Here is a 21385-nt window from a genome sequence, read left to right as displayed (position 1 = left end):
CATCTCCTGCCGCGAATTGGCGCTGTCAACGCGCCACAGCGACTTTTAGCGGCAAATTGGGCCGCAACACGATGGCAATCCGCGCCATCACCAGACAGAGCAGCGCCATCAACCACCAGACCGGAGCGAGGTCGGCCAGATGCTGCCGCAGAAATCCGGCCAGCAACGGCAGCAAGGCCGCCAGAACATAACCTCCGCCTTGCACAAAACCGGCAATGGCGCCCGCTTCCTCCGGGGTTTCGCCATGATCCATCGCCACGATGAGCGAGAGCGGAAACAGCGCCCCGATCCCCAGCCCCGCCAGCACCGCCCCCGGCCATGCCATCACCAGCGGCGCCAGCGCCAGACAGAGCATCCCCAGCAACAGCGCGGCAATCGCAGTCAGCAGCGCGGGGCGGCGATCCTGCGTCCGGTCGATCCACAAGGAAACGGCCAAACCGGCGATCACCTCGGCAAAGGTGACCGCGCCCAGCAATCCGCCCGCCCCTTGCGCCGACCATCCCAGTTGCGTGTAAAACGGCGGCAACCATGCCAGCACCAGCGTATAGGCCCCAGTTCCCAGTCCGAAAAAGGCCAACAGCAACCATGCTCGCCGCGAACGATGCAGGGGGAAATGGCCCTTGGTCGCCATCGGCACCGCCACAATCAAACCTGCCGCCCCGCGCCACATCAGCAAGCCCGCCAGAGCAGGCACCCCCCACAGGCCAAGCGCCATCGGCCACCCCCAGGCCTGCGCCAGCCACGGCCCCGCCATGCCCGAAATCAACGCCCCGCCCATGATCGCCGTCGAATAGAGGCCCATCAATCCGGCGGTCCGCCTCCCGGCCTGCAGGCGGATGACGGCGGGCATCAGCGCCTGCACCATGGCAATGCCGATGCCGCCCGAAATGGCCGTAGCCAGCAAAACGCTCGCGCCCGGCCATAATCCGCGCAAACCATCACTGATCAGAATGAGGATCAGGCCCAAGGCAATCCCCCAACGGTCGCCCAAAACATCCCGCATCCGCCCCGCACCCAGCAGGAGCACGCCCATCAGGGCCACGGGCAGCGTGGTCAACAGGCTGGCCCCAGTGTCCGTCAGGCCGGTATCTTGCTGCAGCCTGTCGAGCAGCGGGCCGATCACCGCGATGGAGGGGCGCAGATTGATCCCGACAAGCAGGATCGCGGCCGGAAACATCCAGCCGTAACGGGAACGGTTCATGATGGTCTCCTTGGCGTCGGCCTTGCGAGGCGCGCTTGGATTGGATATATCTCGATGTAGAGATATTTATCTTTACGTCAAGACAGGTGATCGCCGTGGACAGAGCACAGAAAGCCGCCGACCAATGGGCCAGGGAAAGGCCCGACCTAGATACGCAAGCCATGGTGCTGCTGGGCCGCCTGAGCGAGGCCGCCTTGGTGATCGCCCGCGACCGGCTCAACCCCACCTTTGTCGATTTTGGCCTTCAACCGGGCGAGTTCGATGTGCTGGCCACCCTGCGGCGCAGCGGGGAACCCTATGCGCTCACCCCCACCGACCTGTATGAGGCGGCGATGATCTCATCGGGCAGCATGACCAACCGGATCGACCGACTGGAAAAGGCGAGCCTTGTCGCGCGCCGCCCCAACCCGGCCGACAAGCGCGGCACGCTGGTGGCGCTAACCCCGGCGGGGCTGGCGTTGATTGATCAGGCGGTGAGCGCGCATGTCGCCAATCAACAGGCGGCAGTGGCATCCTTGGATGCACGGGAAAGAGAGCAGCTGTCGGCCCTGCTGGCAAAGCTGCTGGCCGGGCAGCAGGGTTGAAGCGGCAAGTCCCCCGTTTGATGGATCCGGGGGCCTATCGCTCCTGCTGCCAGCGGCGATAGCCCAGCACCGCCAGCACCACCATCGCCCCATAGAGCCCCGCCGTCAGCCACAGGGCCTTGAAGGCGAACATGCCGACATAGAGCACATCCACCACGATCCACAGCAGCCAGTTGGCCGCCTGTCGCCGGGCGGTCCAATATTGCGCGACAAGGCTGAAGCTGCTGAGCGCGGCGTCCATCCAGGGCAAAGCCGCATCGGTATAATGGCTGGTGAACCAGCCGATGGCCACCGCGCCCAAGGCGCCCGCCGTCAACCCCGCCGCCGCGTCCCATGCCGGCAGAGGCCGTACCGTGACGCGGCCGTCATGGCGCCGCCCGCGACTCCACGCGAGCCAGCCATAGGCGATGGCCAGACCGAACAGGGCCTGCAACACCATATCGGCATAGAGGCGCACATCGAGGAACAGTTTGAAATAAAGCGCGCAGGCCAAAAGGTTGACGGGCCAGCACAGCATAGCGCGCCGCGCCGTCAACCAGATGCCGAGGAAGCTGACTGCCACCGCGATGATTTCGAGCGGCGACATCAGCTCCCCGCCCCCCGGCGCACATCCGCCAGAAACGCCTGCCCCGCCGCCGAGGCGAACCAATCCGCATGGCCGATCAGATAGCCATCCCAGGCCAGCCCTGCCTGCGCCGGATCATTGAGCAGCCCGGCAAAATAATCGACCTCGGACAGGGCAAATTCGACGTGGACCAGCGGCAGCAGGGCGAGCAGCGTGTCCATATCCTCGAGGCTCAGCGGCCGCACCTCGCCATAGCCTTGGATCAGCCCAATCGCGGCGCCCACATCGCCCTTTATCGGCGCGCCATCGGCCATATCCAGCCATGGGATGGCGCTGCGCTCGATCGCGGTGGCCAGATCGTGGAGCGCGCAGGTCTGCGTCGCCAGACCGAAGTCGAAGATCGTCGCCACCTCGCCCGCCGGGGTCCAGAGCAGGTTCGACGGGTGCCAGTCATTATGAGTCCACAGCAGCGGCTGGGCGGCCAGATCCGGTGAAACCGCGCCAAGCAGAGCGGCCAGTTCCTCCTGCCACGGGCGCCCATGCAGGAATTCCGCCAGCCCGGGCCTTGCCGCGACATAGGCCTGCGCCGCCGCCATCGGATCGCGCGCGGGCAGGATCGTCCAGCCCGCGATCAGCGGATCGACGCCACGCGGCGGGGCGGCAAAATCCTGCGCGGCCCGGTGCAGACCCGCCAGGGCGCGCCCCGCCGCATGGGCATGAGCGGGCGCAAGAAAACCCGTCCACGACGGGCGCTCACGATAGAGGTCAAGGCCGGGCGAGAGGCGGTGCAGTTCATAGGTCCATTCGCCCTGCGCGATGGCGGTCCGGCCCCCCGCCTCCATCAATTCGGGCACAGGCATGCCCGCCCCGCGCAGATGGGCGATGAAGCCATGCTCCTGCGCCAGAGCCTCGGGCGAGCGGAGCGTGCAGTGGTGGCGCTTGAGGATGAACCTGCCCCCCTCGGCCTCGACCAGCGCGGCCGCCGAAAAGGGGCGCGGCGAATGCCATGGCAGCGCGGTCGGGCGCCCCGCCAGCGGGAAATGCGCCAGCACCGCCCCGGCCTCCTCCGGGATGATGGCGGGCCAGACGGGGGCCTCCAGCCCGGTCCCCATACCGTGGACAAGATGCCCATGGACAAGATGCGCCGCGCCGCTCATGCCATCAGAACGCGCGGGCCAGCGTCACCACGAAAGCGCGCCCGCTGCCGATGTAATAGGACGGGGCCGCGCCCGAAATCACCGTGCCACCCCGCCCGGTCGTATCCTGCGCATTCAGGCCCACGCTCTGCACGCCCGAGAGCACGCGCGGATTGGTGATGTTGATCGCATTGACCCGCAGATCGGTGCGCTTGCCATCGATCCATTCGGCCAGATGCACACCCACCGACAGGTCGAGCGTGGCATAGGCGGGGATGCTCTCGTCATTCATGAAGGTGGAATATTGGCGGCCCACATATTTCAGCGCAGTGCTGCCGAACAGGCGCCCGTCGTCATAGGTGCTGCCCACGCCGAACTGGAAGCCGGGGCTGGACACCGCCTGCCTGCCCCTGGTCGGCAGAAAGTCATTGCCCACCGCCAGATCGCTGTCGATCCGCGTATGCAGATATTCGCCCGAGACATAGAGGCTCACCCCCTTGGCCGGGCGCCAGTCGATTTCGCCGTCAATGCCATAGGAAGTCTGGCTGCCCGCGTTGATCGTCGAATAGACCAGAGCGCCGCCGCTGTCGATTATGGTGGACAATTGGCGGTTGCGGAAATGGTAATGGAAACCTGTCAGCGAGAAGGACAGGTTCGGCCCGATATAGCGATAGCCCAGTTCCTGCGACACCGAATATTCGTTTTTCAGCGCGGTCGTGCCCTGCGTGCTGATCGCGCCATAATCATAGGTGTTGTAGAGCGTATATTCATTGGGCGCGCGGAAATTGGTGGTGATATTGGCAAACACCTGCTGGCGATCATCAAGGCGATAATGCAGCGCGGCGCGGGGCAGCGCGGCGAAACTGTCAAAATGCACCCCTGATTGCGGGCCGGGCAGGAAATTGCGCCCGCTGTGCAGCACATCGACGCCCTTGAAGCCCAGATCGGCGGTCAACCGATCCGTGATCGCGATGCTGTCGGCCACAAAAAACGCCTTGGAAATGGTCAGCGTCCGCGCATTTTCATAGGCCAGCAAGCGGCCATCGGCGGTGCGGATGGCGCGGTCCTGATAACCCCATTCGTCGGCCGGTTGGCCATCCGCGCCCACCGAAGTATAGGACTGGATAACCCGGTCATTGCCATAGTCGAACCACACCCCGGCGGTCAGGCGGTGCGCGCCCGCCTGAAACACCAGCTTGGTCACATTGCCGCCGCGAAACTGGTTGCCGGTCCAATTGCCCAGCACCGTGGCCACGCCATTGGCATCCGCGCCGGGCAGCGCGATCGGCTGGGTCAGCGCCTCGGTGCCCAGATAATTGCCGGTGGTCGCCAATTGCGTGCCATAGGGCGAGTTGCCATAGCCCCATTGCAGATAGGTGGTCGTGTCGAGGCTGAGCCGGTCATTGAAGCGCAGATGCACCGGGGCCGAGAGATAGATGTTGCGGAACGGCGCGCGATAGAAACGCCAGTAATTAGTGTCGCCGGTCGTATAGGTCTTGTCGAAATTATACCCGCGCCCATAGGTCTGCCAATCACCCAGCGTCGGGCCGGGATAGGCCGAGGTCTTGGCCGAATTGAATGAGATGGCAAGGCTCGCGCGATTGCCCTCACCCCATTCCTTGAGCAGCTTGGCGTCAATATGGTTGCGCAGATCATAGCCCGCCCCGCGCCAGTTGTCGGCCCGGTTGTTCGAATAGGAGACAAAGGCCCGCACCCCGCTGTTGCCGATCAGGCCGGTGTCGAAGCGGAAAAAGGCTCGCCGTTCATTGTAAGACCCCAGCGAAAGATCGACCAGCGCCCCGCGCTTCTTCGCCGGATCATCCAGGCTGAGCGAGAGCAGCCCGCCCGCCGTGCCCAGCACCGGCGAATCCAGATCAACCGAACCCTGCGCCAATGCCACCTGACGCACATTCTCGGCATCGGCAAATTGCGAGGGATAGGCATAGTAATAGCCGATGTCATTCTGCGGCGCGCCTTCCATCAGCACGCCGATCTCATCCTGCCCCAGACCGCGCATGGTCAGGCTGGAACTGGTCGAGAGGCCATAGGGATCGCTGGAGGACACATTCGCGCCGGGCAGCAGGTTGACCAGTTGAAAGGCGTTGAGCGTGGGGGCCTGCTTGATGATGAAATCGGCGGAAATGGCGCTGATCGCCTTGGGCGCGCTCTGTTCGGGCAGCAGGCCTTCGGGATCGGGATGGCCGATGACGCGGATGGTGTCTGCGGCATTGTCGGCATCGGCGGCATGAGCCTGCACGGGGGCATGCACCGCAAAACCGGCCAGCACCAGCGCGCTGCAACCCATCAAACGCATACGGATCATATTGGCCATAATCGTCTCTCGCACTCAAAAGGGAGAGACAACGGACCGGCCGCCAACCCTCCCTACGCCGGTATCAACCGGATCAGGTTCAGCGGGTCGTGGTCTGCTGACCACCTCTCAGCCGCGCATCAGCGGCCCCCCGGGGATGGGCGCCCTCTAGGCGTTCTTTGCGCCGGTGGGAAGTCCTAAAGCCGCGACCGGGGCCACTGGCGGGTCGGACGGACAGGCCATATAGGTCGGGCATGACAAAGACACCCCGCTTTCATCGCATCGGCATTGTGGGCACAGGCCGCGTGGCGCGCGCACTGGCTCTGGGGCTGGCGGACTGGTCCGACCTGCCGCTGCTGGTCTGGGGACGATCACGCGAGCGGGCCGAGCAGTTGGGGGGCGAGGCAGCGCAGAACATGGCGCAACTGGCCGAAGTCTGCGATGTGATCGCACTGGCCGTGTCGGATGATGCATTGAATAGCGTTGCGGGTGAGCTGGCCGCTGTGTGGCCGGAGCATGGCGCAGGCTTCGTCTTTCACGTCAGCGGGCGCTCCGGTCTGGCCTCGCTCGAAGTACTGGCATTGCGCGGCGCGAAGACGGCGGCGATTCATCCGGCGATGACCTTCACCGGCGATCCTGCGGCCGAGCTGCGCCGCATGGCAGGCGCCCGCTTTGCCGTAACCGCCGCGCAGGTCGAAACCGCCGTCATCGCCCATCGGCTGGTTGCCGCGCTGGGGGGTGTGGCGGTCGATATTGCCGAGGCGCAGCGGCCCCTCTACCACGCCGCCCTATGCCATGCGGCCAATCATCTGGTCACGCTGATGGCCGGGTCGATGGAGGCGCTGGCCAACGCCGGGGTAGCCGATGGCGCGGCGCTGCTGGCGCCGCTGGTGCGGGCCGCGCTGGAGAACAGCCTGACGATGGGTTTCGGCGCGCTCTCCGGCCCTTTGCTGCGCGGAGACAGCGAAACGATCAGCGGCCATCTGACGGCGCTGGAGCGCGATTGTCCCGGCCTGCTCGGGCCCTATCGCGCGATGGGAAGCGCCACGCTCGACGCGCTGGAACACGGCGGAAGAGAAGTGGCCGCTGACATGCGCGCCATGCTGCGCCAAAGTCCTTCGGAATAAGTGGGAAGATTGGCGCGTCGCTGCGGATAGAAAGGGTATTTACACTTAATGATTGTTAAACCAACAATTATTGCCATGGCCGCGCGGCTTTTCAAAGCCCTTCCGATTGTCGAACCCCGAAAGATTTGATAGAACCGCCCCATAAGTTCTGAGGAGAGGCGTATGTCGGTTACGTTTTTTGATCCCGGGGCAGGCAATTACTTCGGATACAAACATCTCTACGTCGTCGACACGCCGATGACGGTTTCCGAACTGATCGATGAAGGCATTCGGGTTCTTGCCGAACGGCGAACCGCCTCCAACCAGCGCAAACGAGGCAAGCTGAACGATCTTGTAGCCTATTATGGCGGCAGCACGAAGCCGGATCAAAACACGCTGATCGTCATGTCCCAAGGCGGACTCCTTGCCTTGGAAGTGGCCGCAACGCAGGCGGCGGCGGGTCTGACCCCCGGACAGACTCGGCAGTTCTGGTTCACGATCAGCAATGCCGCCGTGATACAGGGACGGTTAAACGCCTCCACTCTGGCGGCATCGACCGGCGACGTGAAATTGCGTGTCGGCGTCGATGGAACCGGAGTCTATGTCGATCACTTCGATGACACGCGCAACATGCGCTGGCTGCCCGTTGGCCGAAACGCCACCGACCAGTTGCAGACGATGGCATTTCGGACCACCGATAGCGAATTGCAAAACGCTATCACCCGGCTGCGCCATGTGCCGCCGCCGGGCGTCAAGCTGCCGCCTGCCATCGTCTATGGCGTGCCGGGGCTCGATCTGGGCTTTCTGGACGAATAGCGATGCCTGACCGGGCGGCTTTCTAGGCCGCCTGCTCCGCGCGGATTTGCGCCTCCAGTCGACGGCGGACCTTGAGCGCGCCATTGTCCACCCGCGCGCTGATTTCTGCGGGCAAGGTCACGCCGGATTGAAACACCCGCTCGATGGCCGCGATCGCGGCGCTGTCCTCGGGCTGAATGCGGGTGCCCATGCCCAGATTGATCTGGCCCAGCGCCGGATTGTCGAGCCCGAAATCGCGCGCGGTGATGACGAAATAGCGCAGGGTCGTCGGGCTGGCGGGTGTAATCATGTGGAGGAAATTGCTGGTCCCCAGCCGCCGCCCGCTGACCGCATCATGCACCGCGCCGCCGGTGCGGATCATGGCAGGCCCCAGATATTCGGCATCAAAATGCTGATGCACCGGCCCGTCCTGATCGGGAAACTGCATTTTCAGCAGGGGGTTGATCGGCAGGTTCTCGCCTTTGCGCTGGACCGTCAGACTATGATCCGTCTCGATCACGGCCACCGGGATCTGCGCGACCTTTTCGCCGCCGGGGATGGTCGCGGCATGGATGAAAGTGACATGGCTGAGGTCCAGCAGGTTCTCGATCAGCAAAGTGTAGCGCGCGGCCACTTCACAGACCGGATGCTGTTCCGATGCCCAATCCGGCCGCCCCAGCCCCACCGCGCCCAAATCGGGAAGCAGCGCCGGATCGGCCAGATCGGCCTGCCCGGTCCAGATCCACACCAGATCGCCCTGTTCAGCCACAGGATAGCGCCGCAGGGAGGATTTCTGCGGCACGCCGCTTTGGCTGGGCACCAGCACGCAGCCGCCATCGGCGCCAAAGGTGAAACCATGATAGCCGCATTGCACATGGTCGCCCACCAGCCGCCCCATTTCCAGCGGAAAGGCGCGATGCGGGCAAATGCCTGACAGGGCCACCGCCTCGCCCGCCTCGGTGCGATAGAGCAGCACCCGTTCGCCCAGAATATCGCGGGCCAGGAGGTCGCGCCCCACCTCGGCGGCATAGGCCGCGACCCACCATTGGTTGCGCGGATAGGGTTGATCGACGGTCAGCGGATAGGTTGGCGAGGTCATGGCATTCTCCCGTATGGCACCCTTTGGGGCTTGGGCCTTGTTTGTCATATGACAAAGATATTTGTCAATCGACAAACTCACGCTCTCTTGCGCGCCGCAGGCCGCCAAGGCATGAGGGCGCAATGCCCCGCGCCAAAGCCGCCAACGCCCGCTATGCCAAAACCCGCTATGACGGAGCGGAAAACCGCCGCCTCGTGCTGGAGGCGGCGCTGACCGTCTTTTCCGATCTGGGCTTTGCCGGAGCCAGCACGCGCGCCATTGCTTCGCGCGCCGGGATCGAACAGGGTCATCTGGCCTATTATTTCCCGTCCAAACTGGCGCTGTGGCAACAGGTGATCGAGGCTTTTGCCCGCGAGGGAGAGCTTTATCTGGCCGAGCACCTCACGCCCGACATGCTCCGCGATCCCCGACAGGCGGCGCGGCAAGTGCTGCCCGGCTATCTGCGCAGCTATGCTGAAAATCCGCGCCTGACGCGCCTGATGCTGCAGGAGTTTTCCGTTCTTTCCGAGCGCCACGCATGGGTGGTCGAAACCATCGGCAAGCCGGTGTGGGACAGGCTGCGCCCGTTGTTTCAGGCTCTGGCCGAGGTGGGCGCGCTGGGCCACGCCACACCGGAAATCGCCTATTTCAGCATGATCGGCTCAGCGCTCATTACCTTTGGCAATCCCGACCTGATCGCCGCCATGACCGGGGCCGATCCGCGCGCGCCAAGCTGGATCGAGCGCGCCATTAACCATATGATCGGGCAGATCCTGATCCCGGCCTAAAGCCATTTGCGCCATTTGAACCACAGATAGGGGATAAGCGTCGTCACCAGGCACAGGCCCAAAGCCATGGGATAGCCCCAGGCCCATGACAATTCGGGCATGTTGTGAAAATTCATCCCATAGATCCCGACCACCAGCACCGGCGGAATGCCCGCCACCGAGGCCACCGTCAGCACCTTGACCACATCGTTCTGCTCGATGCTGATCAGGCTGTTGGCGGCGTCCTGAAGAAACTGGGTGCGGGACGACAGGCTCATCTCGAATTCATCGAGCGAGGCTATGTCGTGGATCAGCGACTGAAGCCGGGTGGCCAGATCGTCATCGAGATGGTCCTGGCACCGATCCGCGACAAAGGAGGCCATGCGGCCGATGCTCAAAAACATATAGCGCACTCGCGAGGCCCGGTCATAGGCCCGGCCCAGCTTGATGATCGAATGACGCAGGATCGCGGTTTCCCGGCTCAATCCGCGCGCATCAAGATCAGTGTAGAAAATCGTGCGCGAAACCGAGGCGATCATTTCGGAGACATGCTCAAGCTGATCGGCGGCGCGGTCCACCAGCTCTTCCAGCACCCGCACCAGCACGCCCGCAGGCGTTGGCTCGGGACGCGATTTCAAGGCTTCGGCCGCGATGTCAAAGGCCTTGATATGCGCAAAATGGGTGGTCACCAGCACATCGCCGGTGAGGATGAAGCCGGCCGGCGCCATCACCCACCTTTCCCCTTCCGATGGCGTCATTAGGGGCGCGCTCATGTTCAGCACACCATCGTGGATGCGCAACCGGCTCGAACTCTCGATCTCCTGCAGGGCTTCCAGCGTCGGCACACGAATGCCGTAAAGCTTCTCAATCTCCTGGCATTCGGCCTCGTCGGGTTCGCAAAGATCAATCCATACCCCGCCGATCCCTTCAACCGCTTCGCTCATGATGGTCTTCATCGGGGGCCTTCATCCTGCCATGGCTTTGCGAAAACAACGCCCTAAGTGCCGTATGGCTCCGCGCATCGCAACAATCATGTCAGATCGGGCGCGCGGTCCCCAACAGACCTAGGGCGTCAGCCATCCGCGCGGATTGCTTTGCGCCTGTTGCTGCATGGCCGCCAGCGCCTGCTGCAAGGCTTTGGCGCGGTCGGGATACAGGCCGATGACATTCTGCGATTCGTTGCCCGCGGCCAGATCATACAAGGCCGGACCAATCGGATGCGCCCGCCCGGCTACCCCGCCCATGGGACCATTGTCATCAAACGGCTCGATGAATTTAAAGCGATTGTCCCGCACCGCCACCGGTTTTCCGGTCCATGTGGTCGTGTAGAACAGCGTGTCGCGCACATTGGCCGCCTGCCCCGCCAGCACCGGGCGCAGATCCTTGCCGTCCATCGCCCGGTCGGTGGGCATGGGAATGCCGTTCATACCCAGAATGGTGGGGAACAGATCGACATTCATCGCCATCCCGTCCACCACCGCGCCGGGCCGCGTCACATGGGGCCAGATCACAAAGGCGGGCACGCGCATTCCCCCTTCCCACACCTCACCCTTGCGCCCGCGCAGATTACCTACCGAGCCGTCATAATCGCCGCCATTGTCGCTGGTGACGACCAGAAGCGTGTTTTCCGAAAGGTGCATCTCATCCAGCGCCTTGACGATGCGCCCCACCTGATGGTCCAGATCCTCCACCACATCACCGTAAAGGCCGCCGCTTGACTGGCCGCTGTGCGCCGGATTGGCCACGTGGGGCCAATGGGGGGCGGTAAACGGCACATAGGCGAAGAAGGGGCGATCCCGGTTCTGGCCGATGAAGGAAATGGCCTCGTCGGCAAAGCGCTCGTTCAGCGTTTCCTGCTTGGTCTGCGCGCTGGCCGTATCCACCGTTTGGTTGCGATAGATGGCCAGCGGCTTCATGTCATTGCTGTAATGCACGCCGAAATAGGTCTGGAAACCCAGATCGTTGGGCCTGCTGCCTGCCACATCGCCCAGATGCCATTTGCCAAAGGCGCCCGTGGCATAGCCCGCCTTGCCCATCACCTCGGCCAGCGTAATTTCATCGCGCGGCAAAGCATTGGCCCAGCCCAGCGAGCGGCGCAGCGTGGCCATGGGATGATCGCTGGGGAAGAACACATGATGCGCCGCGCCCGAACGATGCGGCAACCGCCCGGTCAGCAGCGCCGCGCGCGAGGGCGTGCACACCGGAGAGCCGGAATAGGCCTGCGTCAACCGCGCCCCGCGCGCGGCCAGCGCGTCAATATTGGGCGTGCGGATCAGCGTGTTGCCATAGGAGGAGAGATCGCCATAGCCCAGATCGTCGAACAGCAGGACGACGACATTCATCTTCCTGCCATGGGCGGCGGCCTTGGCCACCTGATCGAGATAGGCCTGTTTTTGCGCGGCATGTTCGACCGCCGGTTCGCCCCGCATCGCCGCCGCGCCCACCAGCAGGCGATTGGGCGCCATGGTCAGATTGGCGCTGACCTGTCCGGTGGCGGGCACATCGACCGTTTGGTGCACCGGCGCCAGAAAGGGCACCGAGGCGCTGACCGACATCGCGCCTGCGGGCAGCGTGTCAAAGCGGTAATGCCCCTCGCTGTCGGTCGTGGTTTCGCGCATCAGTTCCGGGATGGTCAGCCGAAGTCCGGCCATCGGCTTGCCATCCGGCCCGGTCACGCTGCCCGCCACCTCGCCCGCCATGGCCGGGGCGGCCCAGAGCAGCGTGAAGGCGAGCGCGAGGCGGCTTGCTTTGCACTTCATCGACATGTCCTTCCTGTTGGGCCGGGCTTAATTGCCCGCAACGTTGACGGGCGTCCGGTCGAACAGATCGCGCCCGGCGCAGGTGAACGACATGGGCTGGGCCAGAGCGACGCCCACATGGCGCTTCCACTCCTCATCCCAGAGCGCCTTGAGCCGGGCGACCTGCTCGGGATATTGCGCGGCCAGATCATGGGCCTCGGAAAAATCCTTGCCCAGATCGAACAATTGCCAATGATCCTGACCATAGGGCGTGTTGCAGCCATGGATGGTGATCGCGCGCCAGTTGCCGTCGGTAATTGCCCGGTTGCCGCGAAGTTCGAAATATTGCGTCCGGCGGCCCGGCGCATCGGGATGGGTCATCGTGGCCAGCACCGAGCGGCCCGCCACCGGCATCTGGCGCACGCCATCGAGGATCGCTTCGAAACCGGTGCCCGCCGCGTCCAGCAGCGTGGGGGCAATATCGATGACATCGACAAATTGCCGCCGGACCGCCCCCGGATCGGGCACATGCGCGGCGGGCCAATGCATGATCATCGGCGTGCGCGTGCCGCCCGAATAGGGCCACAGCTTGTAACGCCGCAGCGGCGTGGTTCCGGCAAAGGCCCATGGCCGGGGATAGGCGGCCTGCGTCTTGACCGTGCCCAGCTCGTCCAACCGCGCGCGCTGTTCGGCAATGGGTATGTGATTGGGCATGTAAAGGCCGTCAAACTCGCCGTCCTGCCCGGCCTCGGCCGCCGCGCCATTGTCGGAGAGCAGCACGACCAGCGTGTTTTCCATCAGGCCAAGCCGGCGCAGCGTGTCCAGCACCCGGCCGATCTGATGGTCGCAATGTTCGATGAAACCGGCATAGACCGCCATATAGCGGGCAAAGACGACCTTCTCGTCCTCGGACAGGTCTTTCCACGCCCGGTCGGCCGCCTCGCGTCCGGGCAGCAGCGTTTCGGGCGGGATGATGCCCATCTTCTTCATACGGGCGAAACGTTCCTCGCGGATGGCGTCCCAGCCTTTTTCATAGACCGCATCATAGGGCTGCGACCATGTGCGCGGCACCTGAATGGGCGCATGAGCGGTGCCAAAGGCCAGGTTGAGGTAGAAAGGCTTGTCTTTGCTCTCGCCGCCCGCATGGCGCTGGATCAGGTCGATCGCGTGGTCGGCCAGATCGGCCGAAAGGTGGTAATCGGCGGGCAAATCGCGTTGCACATAGCCGTTGTTTTCGACCAATTGGGGCTTGTATTGGTCGGTCCAGCCCTTTGGGAAGCCGTAGAAATAGTCAAAACCGCGCTGAAGCGGCCAGTTTTCACGCGGGCCGTTGGGGCCAAGGTGATCCAGCGGGATCAGGTGCCATTTGCCCACCGCCCAGGTGGCATAGCCCTGTCGCTGCAACACCTGCGCCATGGTCTGGGCATTGGCGGGCAGGCGGAACATGCCCGGAATGCGCGGATCATCATGCATCGGCCCGGCCACATCAGGCACATCGGGCATGTTGACCGAATGACTGTTGCGCCCCGTCATCAGCGCAGCGCGGGTTGATGCACACACTGCCTTGGTATCAAACCTTGCATAGCGTAATCCGCCCGCGGCCAGACTGTCCATCGCCGGGGTGCGGATTTCGGCGCCAAAGCAGCCAAGATCGGAATAGCCCACATCGTCGAGCACAATGGTCACGATGTTGGGGCGCGTGCGCCCGCTGGCGGCCTGAATACGCGATGCGCCCGCAAGGGCCGTGGCTGCCAGCAGGGTGGCAGCAAAACGCCGACGAGTGAGGTTCATAAAACGGGGATTTCCATATGACGCCGGAAGGGGCCCATGAAGAGGGGTGGCCCCCTTCCGACAAGGGAAGGGATCAGAAGCGGACAGCAGCCTCCACCCCGACGGTGCGGAACGCGTCGGTGGTCAGCAACTGGGTATAGCCAGCGCCGGTGGAGGAGGTGTCGAGGTATCCGGTCCCCATACTGGTGACGAAATGCTGGTTGCCCAGATTCTTGCCCCAAACCGTCAGGCGATAGCGGCGATCCTGCGTCTCAAGGCTGAGCGAGCCGTTGAGCAGGCCATAGCCGCCCTGAACCGTGTTGGGGTCGGAATAGGCAAAGAACACCGACGAGCGATAGGTATAGCCCAGATTGGCCTTGGCGCGCAGATTATCGCCAATGTCGCGCGTGTAGTCGGCGCCCAGCGTGAAGGCCCATTTGGGCGCATTGGCCAGCGATTGACCCGACACGTTCTGCTGGCCGCTGACACAGCCCAGCGCTGCCGTCTGGCCCGGATAGCACGAGATGATGAAGCCATCGACCTTGGTTTCGGTATAGGCCACATTGCTCGACAGGTTGAGGCCGGGCGCGGCACGCACCGAGGCTTCAAGCTCCACGCCGTTCGAGGTCAGCTTGCCCGCATTCGACAGGGTGAAGGTGGACAGCAGCGCGTTGAAGGTCTGGGCCTGAAAGTTCTCAAATGTCTCGTGAAAACCTGTGACGTTGAAAGTCAGCTTGCGGTCAAACATCTGCGTGCGCAGACCCACTTCCAGATTGCGGGCGATTTCCGGCTTCAGGATCGCCTGACCCGAATTCACGACGGCTGCGTTCAGGTTGTTGAGCATGTTGATGGCCGGGCCCTTGTACCCGCGGGTATAGGTGACATAGGCCATGACATCGCGCGAGATCTTGTAATCCGCGCCCAGCTTGTAGCTGAAATCGCGGTTGGCAAAATGCAGCGGCGGCGACAGATAGGCCGCCCCGCTCTGCCCCGGACCGGCGGCGCCGGGCATGTTGTAGCGGTTGAAATTGGCGGTGGCGTCTTCAGCCGTATAGCGGAAGCCGCCGATCAGCGAGAGCGCGTCGGTGGCATGGAAGGTCAACTGGCCAAAGGCGGCGCCATTGTTGCTCTTGATGCCGCGATCAACCTGCGCGCCCAGAAACTGGCCCGGGGGCAGAGCCGTCGGGCCGTTGCCCGCAACCTGCGTGGTGGTCTTGAGATCCTGCCAGAAATAATAGAGGCCCAGCACATATTCCAGACGCTGATGCGCAGGCGAGGTCAGGCGCAATTCCTGCGTGAACTGCTTCTGGTTCTGAAGCGCGTTGTTGAGGTCATAGATGTTGATCTGCGTGCCATCGAGGTCATTGTTGTCAAAGCTCTTGAAGGTGCGATAGGCCGAAATGGCCGTCAGCGTCTGACCCAGCACCTTGGTATTGAATTCGGCCGAAACGCCGTTCGCGCTCTGGTTGCCGAACGTGTCACCGTTGATGTTCACCGTGCGGTTGATGGGGCCAAGCTGTTGCCCGGCGGTCAACTGGGTGCGGGTCTGGCCGGTGTAATAGGTGGTGGTGGGCAGGATCGAGCGGATGGTCGAGACGCAGCAGCGTCGGTCGTTCTTCGAATAGTCGCCGATGATATAGAGCGAGGTGTCGCTGTCCGGCTCCCACAACAGTTTGCCGCGCAGGCCCCAGCCGTTGGTGTTGTTCAGGTTCTGGCCGTTGTAGAGATTGGTGATGACGCCATCGGCGGTCGAACGAAAGCCCGACACACGCATCGCCAAACGGCCCTGGTCCAGCACAACGGACGCCGAACCCTTGATGCGCAGGTCATTGTACGAGCCATAGCTGACGGCGGCATCGAGAGTGTTCTTGGTCAGATTGGGCTTTTCGGTGACCAGATTGATTGCGCCCGCGCTGGCGTTCTTGCCAAACAGCGTGCCCTGCGGCCCGCGCAGCACTTCGACCCGGTTGATGTCGCTGAAATCGAAGAAAGAGGCGGCCGAGCGGCCGATCACCACCCCGTCGATCACGGTCGAAACCGAAGGCTCGACGCCATCGGAGAAGTTGAGCGTGCCGATACCGCGCACCGAAACGCCCTGCCCGCGGGTGTTGGCGCTGTTGGTGAAATTCACCGAAGGGGCGATCTGGGCAAGCTGGTCGATACCGGCCACGCGGTTGTTGATCAGCGCGGCCGAGGAAAGCACCGAGACCGAGACAGGAACATCCTGAAGGTTCTGTTCGCGCTTTTGCGCGGTCACGATGATTTCGCCATTGTCGGCGGGCGCCTGGGCGGTTTGCGCCTGTGCGGCGCAACCGATGGTCAGCGCGATGGCGCTGGTAAAGACGCAAAGCGCCTTGCTGTGGCGTTGCATATATCCCCTCCTGTTGCGTCGGTCCTTTGCAGACCGACTGCTTGTGTAATTCGTTTCGCGCGTTGCCCCCGGTGTCCGGGAAGAGACTCATGACAAGGTTGTCTTGCGCTAAGACAACATTGTCTCGGACCGATGGCAAGTCAAGTCAGAGCGCTCTAAAAACACGTCCGGAGACTTTTGCCGGCGGTCCGACGCTGGATTCAAACGCTGGAAACGCACCTCATCCAAAGATGGGCAGCGGAAGTATTTCCAATGTTTTTCAGATTTTTGATGGATGCCTCACCCCCCTCTCCGGGCCCATCCATCCATTCGTATGCGACCATGCCCTTGGCGAAAAGCAGAGCCATTAATAAAGCGCCGTTCCTGGCAGGCCCGCAAAGCAGGCGTCGGGCGGAGCCGAAAGAAGGGGGCTCCGCCCGACAAGGGGCGCCGGAAGGGAAAACATCCCCTCCGGACGGTATGGATCAGAAGCGGGCGCCGAAGGTGGCGCCGAAGTAACGATTGGCGTCCTTGTTGACAAAGGCGGTCAGATCGTTGGCATTGGTGGCGCTGGCCAGCAGGCTGGTATGTGCCATCGACGAATAGTAGTTCTGGTTAAGCAGGTTACGCACAAAGACCGTGAAGGTGTAGTGCTTGTCCGGCCCCTGCACGCCGATGCTGGCATCGACCATCGCATAGGGCTTTTGCGTCAGCATCGGGTCCTGCGAAATGTCGAAGATCTGGCGGCTTTGATAATTGACGCTGAACTGGCCGAAACCGGTCAGATTGGTGCCCGGGATATCGGCCTCATAGCGCGGCGACACCATGATACGCCATTCGGGCGCATAGGGCAGACGGCCATTGACGATATTCTGCTGGCCCGTGCCCGAACCATAGCAGGTGTTGGCGGGCGGCGTGCCGCCGATGGGAACCACATAGAGGCTCGCCTGATTTTGCAAAGCGCAGCTCAAGCCGTCGGCCGTGATCGTCGATTTGGCATAGGTCACGCCAAAGCCCACCGAGAACTGGTTCGAGGGGCGCAGCGTGCCTTCGATTTCAAAGCCTTTGGTGGTCGACTTGCCCGCATTGGTCTGAGCAAAGGCGGGTGCCGAGGGCGTGCCGACATTGGCCAGAACCTGAAGGTTGGTGTAATTCGACAGGAAGGCGGCGAAAGTGACGCTCAGCAGATTGTCGCGCGTGCGGCCCTTGAAGCCCACTTCAAACGCATTGACATATTCGGGCAGCACCGGGGTCTGGGTGGCGAAATTGGTCGCCGGTTCGGTGTTGAAGCCATAGCCCTTATAGCCGCGGGTGAAGCTGGCATAGGTCTGGGCATTGCGGCTGAATTCGTACTTGGCGCCGACCTTGCCCGTAAGCGCGGTGTCGGATGCCGAGCGATAACCCGAAATCGCGCCAAAGCCCGGGATCGCCGCATCAGTGGGATATTGCGGCGCGGGGCCATAGCGTACGCCGTCAACCGAGGTCTTCTCACGCTGGAGACGGGCGCCGCCCAGCAGTTTCAGATTGCCGACCACGCGATATTCAAGCTGACCGAAGGCCGAGACGCTCTCCGACTTGTTATAGGCGTGCGAGAAGACCGAACGATAGGTCGGCGCAGCGCAGACATCACCCAGCGTACCGGTGCTGCAAAGCGCCTGGCGACGCAGGAAATCGCGCGTTACCGAAGTATTGGCATAGAACACACCGGCCACATAGGTCAGATCACTCTTGCCGTTCGAGCCAATGCGCAATTCCTGCGAAAAGCTGCTCAGACCGATGGTGCCGCCATTCTGATTGAACTGGGCAATGCCGCCTGTATAGACCGGCAGTGGATTGTTGATGCGATCGACGACGTTGTTCGCATCATTCTCATAATGCTGATAGGCCGTGATCGAAGTGACCGTCGCGCCGCCCAGATCGAGATTGCCTTCAAGCGAAAGCGTGTACTGGCTTTCGCTGTTGAAGGAATCGGAATCGTCGATGATCCGGCGGTTCGTGGGCGATGCCGTGATGCCGGGCGAAAGCGCGATAACTGCGGGCGTCGCCGTCTGCACCGCCACCGACTGACAGCACAGCGCATTGCTCTTGCGATAGTCGGCGCTGGCCAGGAAGTTCAGGTTTTCCGTGGCATCCCACAACAGTTTGCCGCGCACGCCCCAAGACTTGCTGCCATTGACATTGCGCCTGGTGGCCACGTTATAGATATAGCCGTCGACATCATTGTAATAGGCGCTGATGCGGGCGGCGACCGTCTCGGACAAGGGACCGGAAACCGTGCCCTTCACGCGGTATTCGCCCTTTTCGGCGATGGTGGCTTCTATCGAGGCGGTGGGCTTGCGGCTGGGCTTGGCGGTGATCACGCTGACCACGCCGGCGGTGGCGTTCTTGCCGAACAGCGTGCCCTGCGGGCCCCGCAGCACTTCGATGCGCTCAATATCGGCGAAATCGGAAAATCCCTGCGTCGCGCGGGCCGCAACGACCCCGTCGACAACGGTGGAGACCGAAGCCTCGACGCCAAGGCTGAAGAGCTGCGAACCGACGCCGCGAATGCGGAAACCATTGGACTGCGAGCCCTGCCCTTGCTGGAATGTCAGCGAGGGGACCGCGCGGGACAGCGAGGCGGTATCATTGATCTGCGCCCGGGCCAGACTGTCGGCGGTGACGGCAGACACGGCGACCGGCACATCCTGCAGGCGTTCGGCGCGTTTCTGCGCGGTGACGACGATTTCGCCCGGCGCCGTCGGGACCGCTCCGTCGGCCGTCTGGGCGATGGCAGGTGCGCAAATGGCCATGGTGGCAACGCCCGTCATCAGGGCGCAAAGAGTCCTCAACATTACAACTCCCCCTTGTGGTTATGGCCGGATGCATAGCGAAGGCGGATCGGGAGTCAAATAAATACCAACGCTATCCCTTTACGAATACGATTGAAGGAGTTCCGATGCAGGTCAGAACAATATTTCCTATTATATGGATTTATATATATGTTTTTAAAATATTAAGTTGACATTCGGAAATCGATTCCATCGCTAGAATCCGAGGAAATTACCCACCCCTCGCCCCGCTCCCCCACCACGACCCCAGCCGCGCCCTTCAAGGGCAAAGCAACCGAAATCAACGGATAGGATCAAAGAATCCCGCTATATCAGCACTGCAACAACACCCCGCCATCAGGAGCGGCGAAATCGCAATCGCTTGCATGAATGTATAATACAAACGATAGCATTTTATTGACACGCCGCCCTCATTGTTTAATCTCGTTAAAAAATTGGAGAGGACTCGGGGGAAGGGCGCCGCATCAATCGCCCGGCCTCCCCAACAGGGATCATCGTGCGATGACGCTTATCAGACAGGTGCTTTTGAACACCGCCGCAACTCTTGCGTCGATTTCCATGCTGGCCCAGATACCTGCCGCCCAGGCACAGACAGTCGCCAAGCCGACGGCCGCCGCGCCCGGGGAGCGAACCGCCCCGACCCAAGAACCGCGCAACATCATTTTCGTTCTGGTGGATGATCTGCGCTATGACATGATGGGTTTTCTCAACCCCGGCCTCAAAACGCCGAATATCGACTTTCTGGCGCGAAACGGCGTCTATTTCAAAAACGCCGCCGTCACCTCATCGCTCTGTTCGCCCAGCCGCGCGACGATCCTGACCGGGGAATCCGTCCGTAATCATCGCGTTGTGGACAATAACGACTCCTCCGAGGACGGCCTGACCTTCTTCCCGTCCTATTTGCAGAAGGCCGGGTACAACACCGCCTTTTTCGGCAAATGGCATATGGGGTGGGACAATGACAAACCCCGCCCCGGCTTCGATCACTGGGTCGCCTTCAAGGGGCAAGGCACCTATTTCCCCACCGAGCAACTCTCACCTGCCGCCATTGCCGCCGGGGAGCGCCAGACACTGAATGTCGATGGCCGGTCCGTGCCTCGCAAGGGCTATATCACCGATGAGCTGACCGATTATGCGATGGATTGGCTTGAGCATGGGCGGGATCCCAAGAAACCCTTCTTCCTCTATCTGAGCCACAAGGCGGTCCATTCCGAGGCCACCCCGCCCGAACGCTATGCCCATCAATATGACGGGATGAAGATCGATCTGCCCGACACCATGGCCAACATCCCCGAGAACAACAGGGGCAAGCCGATGTGGGTTCAGGACCAGCGCAACAGTTGGCATGGCGCGGATTTTCCCTTTGCCACAAACCAGTCCCTGTCGGACATGACGCGCAGCATCTATCGCACGCTGAGCCCGATTGATGACAGTCTGGGCCGGATCATAGCGTATCTGAAACGGGCCAAGCTGGATCGGAATACCATGATCGTGTTCTACAGCGACAATGGCTATCTGATCGGCGACCATGGGCTGACCGACAAGCGCAATGCCTATGAACCTTCGGTGCGGGTGCCCATGGTCGTCTATGCGCCCAACCTTGCCCCCAAGGGCGCGGTGAATGAAGCGCGCGTGCGCAATCTGGATCTGGCCCCGACTTTCCTCGACATGGCCGGTCTTGCCAAACCGGCGCAGATGGAGGGCGACAGCTGGCTTTCCCTGATCCAGGGCAGGCAATCGTCCAGAGACTGGAACGCCACCCATGATTTCATTTATGAATATTACTGGGAATGGACCGTGCCCTTCACCCCCACGACCTTTGCCATCGAACGCAACCGCGTGAAATACATCCAGTATTACGGCGTTTGGGATACAGAGGAAGTCTATGATCTGAACAAGGATCCCGACGAGCGGGTCAATCTGGTCAACGATCCGGCCTATAAGGACATCAAGATCACGCTGCGTTCAACGTTGTATCAGAAACTGGCCAATGCGTCGGGGCGGCACGACATTCCTTTTACGGCCAAACTCGGCCCCGGCGTGCTGCAAAGGGACAGGAACGGCGCCCATCGGGCCGATTTCCCGGCCTCATGGTATGTCCAGCCCGACCTGCCCACCCGGTTTGACGGATACCGCCCGGAAAAATGATCCGC

15 protein-coding genes and 1 riboswitch are annotated in these 21385 nt (G+C 62.4%); of the genes, 5 read left to right on the top strand and 10 right to left on the bottom strand.

Annotation, left to right across the window (positions count from 1 at the left end; translation table 11 throughout):
- Window positions 1-25: 25 nt before the first annotated feature.
- A complete protein-coding gene (locus tag BGP00_RS09045; protein ID WP_292690514.1) occupies window positions 26-1201 on the bottom strand; it encodes an MFS transporter in 1176 nt (391 codons plus the stop codon).
- Between the two features lie 95 nt (window positions 1202-1296).
- On the opposite strand from BGP00_RS09045, the gene BGP00_RS09040 reads away from it, so the two are divergent.
- Window positions 1297-1785 carry a MarR family transcriptional regulator gene (locus BGP00_RS09040; RefSeq protein WP_292690513.1) on the top strand — a complete coding sequence of 163 codons (489 nt, stop codon included), beginning with the start codon at window positions 1297-1299 and terminating at the stop codon, window positions 1783-1785.
- Window positions 1786-1819: 34 nt separating this feature from the next.
- Here the strand turns inward: BGP00_RS09040 and pnuC are convergent, their stop codons facing one another.
- From pnuC to BGP00_RS09025, 3 genes are read right to left on the bottom strand one after another with little or no spacing between them, the layout of a single operon-like run.
- Window positions 1820-2371, bottom strand: coding sequence for a nicotinamide riboside transporter PnuC (pnuC, locus tag BGP00_RS09035; RefSeq protein WP_292690512.1), 552 nt, complete (start codon window positions 2369-2371; stop codon window positions 1820-1822).
- Window positions 2371-3507 carry a phosphotransferase gene (locus BGP00_RS09030; RefSeq protein WP_292690511.1) on the bottom strand — a complete coding sequence of 379 codons (1137 nt, stop codon included), beginning with the start codon at window positions 3505-3507 and terminating at the stop codon, window positions 2371-2373. Before BGP00_RS09030 ends, pnuC begins: the two co-directional genes overlap by 1 nt.
- Window positions 3508-3511: 4 nt before the next feature.
- Window positions 3512-5818 carry a TonB-dependent receptor gene (locus BGP00_RS09025; protein WP_292690510.1) on the bottom strand — a complete coding sequence of 769 codons (2307 nt, stop codon included), beginning with the start codon at window positions 5816-5818 and terminating at the stop codon, window positions 3512-3514.
- Window positions 5819-5851: 33 nt separating this feature from the next.
- A riboswitch (TPP riboswitch) is annotated at window positions 5852-5961 on the bottom strand.
- A 90-nt stretch (window positions 5962-6051) separates the two neighbouring features.
- Between BGP00_RS09025 and BGP00_RS09020 the strand changes: the two genes are divergently transcribed.
- Window positions 6052-6924 (top strand): DUF2520 domain-containing protein, encoded by an 873-nt coding sequence (locus BGP00_RS09020; RefSeq protein WP_292690509.1) that lies wholly within the window; start codon window positions 6052-6054, stop codon window positions 6922-6924.
- Between the two features lie 162 nt (window positions 6925-7086).
- The gene (locus BGP00_RS09015; RefSeq protein WP_168601915.1) at window positions 7087-7719 is read left to right on the top strand and encodes a hypothetical protein; all 633 of its coding nucleotides are present in this window, start codon (window positions 7087-7089) and stop codon (window positions 7717-7719) included.
- A gap of 22 nt (window positions 7720-7741) precedes the next feature.
- On the opposite strand, the gene BGP00_RS09010 is transcribed toward BGP00_RS09015, so the two are convergent.
- A complete protein-coding gene (locus BGP00_RS09010; protein ID WP_292690508.1) occupies window positions 7742-8797 on the bottom strand; it encodes an aromatic ring-hydroxylating dioxygenase subunit alpha in 1056 nt (351 codons plus the stop codon).
- A 122-nt stretch (window positions 8798-8919) separates the two neighbouring features.
- Between BGP00_RS09010 and BGP00_RS09005 the strand changes: the two genes are divergently transcribed.
- Entirely contained in the window at window positions 8920-9564 is a 645-nt protein-coding gene (locus BGP00_RS09005; protein WP_292690507.1) for a TetR family transcriptional regulator, read from the top strand.
- Here BGP00_RS09005 and BGP00_RS09000 read toward each other — a convergent pair.
- The 5 genes from BGP00_RS09000 to BGP00_RS08980 form a co-directional block, all read right to left on the bottom strand.
- Window positions 9561-10487 carry a magnesium transporter CorA family protein gene (locus BGP00_RS09000; protein ID WP_246869891.1) on the bottom strand — a complete coding sequence of 309 codons (927 nt, stop codon included), beginning with the start codon at window positions 10485-10487 and terminating at the stop codon, window positions 9561-9563. The genes BGP00_RS09005 and BGP00_RS09000 overlap by 4 nt on opposite strands.
- Before the next feature lie 120 nt (window positions 10488-10607).
- Window positions 10608-12302, bottom strand: coding sequence for a sulfatase-like hydrolase/transferase (locus BGP00_RS08995; protein WP_292690506.1), 1695 nt, complete (start codon window positions 12300-12302; stop codon window positions 10608-10610).
- A 27-nt stretch (window positions 12303-12329) separates the two neighbouring features.
- Window positions 12330-14072, bottom strand: a complete 1743-nt coding sequence (locus BGP00_RS08990) for an arylsulfatase (protein WP_292690505.1) — start codon at window positions 14070-14072, stop codon at window positions 12330-12332.
- A 73-nt stretch (window positions 14073-14145) separates the two neighbouring features.
- Complete coding sequence (locus BGP00_RS08985) at window positions 14146-16422, bottom strand: TonB-dependent receptor (RefSeq protein WP_292690504.1); 2277 nt, start codon at window positions 16420-16422, stop codon at window positions 14146-14148.
- Window positions 16423-16886: 464 nt separating this feature from the next.
- Window positions 16887-19235: a TonB-dependent receptor gene (locus BGP00_RS08980; RefSeq protein WP_292690502.1), complete on the bottom strand. Its 2349-nt coding sequence runs from the start codon at window positions 19233-19235 to the stop codon at window positions 16887-16889.
- A 498-nt stretch (window positions 19236-19733) separates the two neighbouring features.
- On the opposite strand from BGP00_RS08980, the gene BGP00_RS08975 reads away from it, so the two are divergent.
- Complete coding sequence (locus tag BGP00_RS08975; protein ID WP_292690500.1) at window positions 19734-21380, top strand: sulfatase; 1647 nt, start codon at window positions 19734-19736, stop codon at window positions 21378-21380.
- The last annotated feature ends 5 nt before the right edge of the window (window positions 21381-21385 follow it).

This window comes from Novosphingobium sp. 63-713 (genome assembly GCF_001898925.1).
GTDB lineage: Bacteria > Pseudomonadota > Alphaproteobacteria > Sphingomonadales > Sphingomonadaceae > Novosphingobium.
This window is presented reverse-complemented; position numbering and strand designations above follow the sequence as displayed.

What these genes read in the sequence shown, in the direction of transcription:
- BGP00_RS08985 (WP_292690504.1), bottom strand. Translation starts at nt 16,422, where the DNA reads ATGCAACGCCACAGCAAGGCGCTTTGCGTCTTTACCAGCGCCATCGCG.
- BGP00_RS08995 (WP_292690506.1), bottom strand. Translation starts at nt 12,302, where the DNA reads ATGAAGTGCAAAGCAAGCCGCCTCGCGCTCGCCTTCACGCTGCTCTGG.
- BGP00_RS08990 (WP_292690505.1), bottom strand. Translation starts at nt 14,072, where the DNA reads ATGAACCTCACTCGTCGGCGTTTTGCTGCCACCCTGCTGGCAGCCACG.
- BGP00_RS09045 (WP_292690514.1), bottom strand. Translation starts at nt 1,201, where the DNA reads ATGAACCGTTCCCGTTACGGCTGGATGTTTCCGGCCGCGATCCTGCTT.
- BGP00_RS09030 (WP_292690511.1), bottom strand. Translation starts at nt 3,507, where the DNA reads ATGAGCGGCGCGGCGCATCTTGTCCATGGGCATCTTGTCCACGGTATG.
- BGP00_RS09025 (WP_292690510.1), bottom strand. Translation starts at nt 5,818, where the DNA reads ATGGCCAATATGATCCGTATGCGTTTGATGGGTTGCAGCGCGCTGGTG.
- BGP00_RS09000 (WP_246869891.1), bottom strand. Translation starts at nt 10,487, where the DNA reads ATGAGCGAAGCGGTTGAAGGGATCGGCGGGGTATGGATTGATCTTTGC.
- BGP00_RS08980 (WP_292690502.1), bottom strand. Translation starts at nt 19,235, where the DNA reads ATGTTGAGGACTCTTTGCGCCCTGATGACGGGCGTTGCCACCATGGCC.
- BGP00_RS09015 (WP_168601915.1), top strand. Translation starts at nt 7,087, where the DNA reads ATGTCGGTTACGTTTTTTGATCCCGGGGCAGGCAATTACTTCGGATAC.
- BGP00_RS08975 (WP_292690500.1), top strand. Translation starts at nt 19,734, where the DNA reads ATGACGCTTATCAGACAGGTGCTTTTGAACACCGCCGCAACTCTTGCG.
- pnuC (WP_292690512.1), bottom strand. Translation starts at nt 2,371, where the DNA reads ATGTCGCCGCTCGAAATCATCGCGGTGGCAGTCAGCTTCCTCGGCATC.
- BGP00_RS09020 (WP_292690509.1), top strand. Translation starts at nt 6,052, where the DNA reads ATGACAAAGACACCCCGCTTTCATCGCATCGGCATTGTGGGCACAGGC.
- BGP00_RS09010 (WP_292690508.1), bottom strand. Translation starts at nt 8,797, where the DNA reads ATGACCTCGCCAACCTATCCGCTGACCGTCGATCAACCCTATCCGCGC.
- BGP00_RS09005 (WP_292690507.1), top strand. Translation starts at nt 8,920, where the DNA reads ATGCCCCGCGCCAAAGCCGCCAACGCCCGCTATGCCAAAACCCGCTAT.